We start from the raw sequence: 2,493 nt of genomic DNA, 5'->3' as shown, positions 1-2,493 counted from the left end.
CCTCGGTATAGGGGATTCTCTCTCTCTTCTTTGTGCACTGTTGTTTGCCTTTCATATCAGCTCCACTGGTTTTTACAGTCAAAAGGTTGATACCACGGTGCTTTCTGTGACTCAGATGTGGTTTGCAGCTGTTCTTTCCTTTATAGGTTCCTTTTTTACAGAACCTTTTCCGCAGGTGGTTCCTGTGGCCGGTATATTTGCTGTGATTTATATAGGGGTATTTAGCACCATGGTGGCTTTCTTTATACAGACCACAGCACAGAAGTACACAACTCCTACAAAGACAGCTATTATTTTATCCACAGAAGCTCTTTTCGGGACTATATTTTCAGTCATAATACTCAAGGAAATAATAACATTTAAAATGATAGTCGGAGGAATAGCTATATTTTTAGCCATAATCACCGCTGAAACAAAATGGAAGTTCTTTTATAAAAGAAAACCCAGAATCATAGGCTCAGATCTTTGATGATTAATTATTTTATTCCGATAAACAGAGAAGGCTTCCTTGATCCAGGAAGCCTTCTCTGCTTATCTTATTCTTTTTCCTCTTGAATTTCTGACGGTGTTTCTTCTTTTTCGATCTCTGGCTTTGTATTTGTTATTTCAGTAAATGCCGTAGCTATATTTGCGATACTCTGGAGTTCTGATGGTATTATGATCTTTGTAGACTTTCCGTCTGCCACTTTTTCAAAAGTTTCCATGGCCTTCAGAGATAGTACCTCTCTTGTGGTATTTGCTGCATTCAGCATTTTTATAGATTCTGCTTTAGCCCTCTGAATCTTCATAATAGCCTCGGCTTCTCCCTCGGCCTCTCTTATATAGGCTTCTTTTTTTGCTTCTGCCCTCAGGATTACCGATTCTTTTTCTCCCTCAGCCACAAGAATTGCAGATTTTTTCTGACCCTCTGCTCTCAGAATTGATTCTCTTCTTCCTCTTTCTGCCTTCATCTGTTTCTCCATGGCATCCTGTATCTCTGCAGGCGGAAGAATATTTTTTAGCTCTACTCTGTTTACTTTTATCCCCCAAGGATCTGTTGCTTCGTCTAAAATTGCCCTCATCTTTGTGTTTATAGTATCTCTGGAAGTCAGGGTTGTATCTAGCTCCATCTCTCCTATTATATTTCTCAGAGTTGTAGCAGTAAGATTCTCAATTGCATTGATGGGATTTTCCACTCCATAGGTATATAGTTTCGGGTCTGTTATCTGATAATAAACCACCGAATCGATTTGAATTGTTACGTTGTCCTTTGTTATTACCGGTTGTGGTGGAAAGTCAACTACCTGCTCCTTGAGGGACACTTTTTTAGATATTCTGTCTAAAAAAGGGATAAGAATATTAAGACCTGTTTCCCAGGTGGTAAGGTATGCTCCCAGCCTTTCTATTACGTATGCTTTTGACTGTGGGACTATTTTTACGTTGAATATTATCAGGAAAACGATTACCAGTATAAATAAGAAAAATATAAGTGCCTGAAACATTTTATCACTCCTTCTCCAAAATTAATTTTATTCCCTGTATCTTTAAAACCTTGGCTTTATCCCCTACATGTAGCTCCTCATCGCATTTTGCCTTCCAGTGTTTACCGTCTAAGTATATCTCATAATCTCCAGGAGAGATGACACTCTTCACCTCTACAACTTGACCTATTATTCTGCTTTCTATCTTTTCCTTCCTTTTAGAGAGAAGCTTTTTACTGAGCGTCCTCGTCACTATGATAAAAACAAATGACAGAGTTACAAAGAGATAAAACTGCTTCATTATGTCTGGTATATACCCTGAAACAAGAGTCAGTATCCCCGCTGCCAGAGCAAACCAAATACTTATAAGAGCTGTAGTATATCCCTCCAAAATTAAAAAAATTATTGTTAATATCAGCCATATATACATTTTAACCCCTCCTATTACTTATCCTTCGAATTTTAAAAGGTATTTCCTTTTGCAAAGTCACAAATATTATTCTGTACTATTTTTAAACGTTTCCCTCTTAAAATACCTATTTCCACAGGATTTTTTATAGTATTCTATATTTTTTTCCATTTTTTTGATTGACAGTGAGATCTCATTTTGTTATAATTTATTAAAATTTAATATTTTCAAGATAGAGGCGCAGTGTTCAAAAGTATCTACTGGAATCCGGGCAGGATGACGAAAGTAAGAGAAAGGGAAAGCTGCCGAAGGAAAGATTATGGCCCATTATCAATCCTGGTGTTAGCAATAATATTGATAACACTGTCATTAAGTTTTCAACTGATGGAGTGCTATTGGAATTTTGTTAATTGCAAGGTTGCCGTATGTATTTCGGCAGCCCTTTTTTATTTTATCAAAGCTTAGTTTTATAAAACAACCTATACTTATAAACAGTACAAGCTTTAAATAGGGCAATTGATCGAAAACAGGACCCGTTCCTACATTTTATTAAGTTTTAAATCATTTATTTAGGAGGATTTTATGAGAAGATCTAGTATTTCATTACTTTTATTTTCAATGGTT

3 protein-coding genes and 1 riboswitch are annotated in these 2,493 nt (G+C 36.3%); of the genes, 1 reads left to right on the top strand and 2 read right to left on the bottom strand.

The window, feature by feature from the left end; genetic code table 11:
• On the top strand, window positions 1–469 hold a 469-nt coding region (locus ABZA26_RS12590), incomplete at its 5' end, for a DMT family transporter (RefSeq protein WP_372714861.1).
• Between the two features lie 67 nt (window positions 470–536).
• On the opposite strand, the gene ABZA26_RS12585 is transcribed toward ABZA26_RS12590, so the two are convergent.
• The gene (locus ABZA26_RS12585) at window positions 537–1,481 is read right to left on the bottom strand and encodes an SPFH domain-containing protein (RefSeq protein ID WP_372714860.1); all 945 of its coding nucleotides are present in this window, start codon (window positions 1,479–1,481) and stop codon (window positions 537–539) included.
• Window positions 1,482–1,485: 4 nt separating this feature from the next.
• Entirely contained in the window at window positions 1,486–1,890 is a 405-nt protein-coding gene (locus ABZA26_RS12580; protein ID WP_372714859.1) for an NfeD family protein, read from the bottom strand.
• Window positions 1,891–2,094: 204 nt separating this feature from the next.
• Window positions 2,095–2,272, top strand: a riboswitch (Lysine riboswitch).
• Window positions 2,273–2,493 lie beyond the last annotated feature (221 nt).

The organism is Ilyobacter sp. (assembly GCF_041583315.1).
In the GTDB taxonomy this organism is placed as follows: domain Bacteria; phylum Fusobacteriota; class Fusobacteriia; order Fusobacteriales; family Fusobacteriaceae; genus Ilyobacter.
The sequence above is the reverse complement of the archived record's forward strand: the minus strand, read 5'-3'. Positions and strand labels throughout refer to the sequence as shown.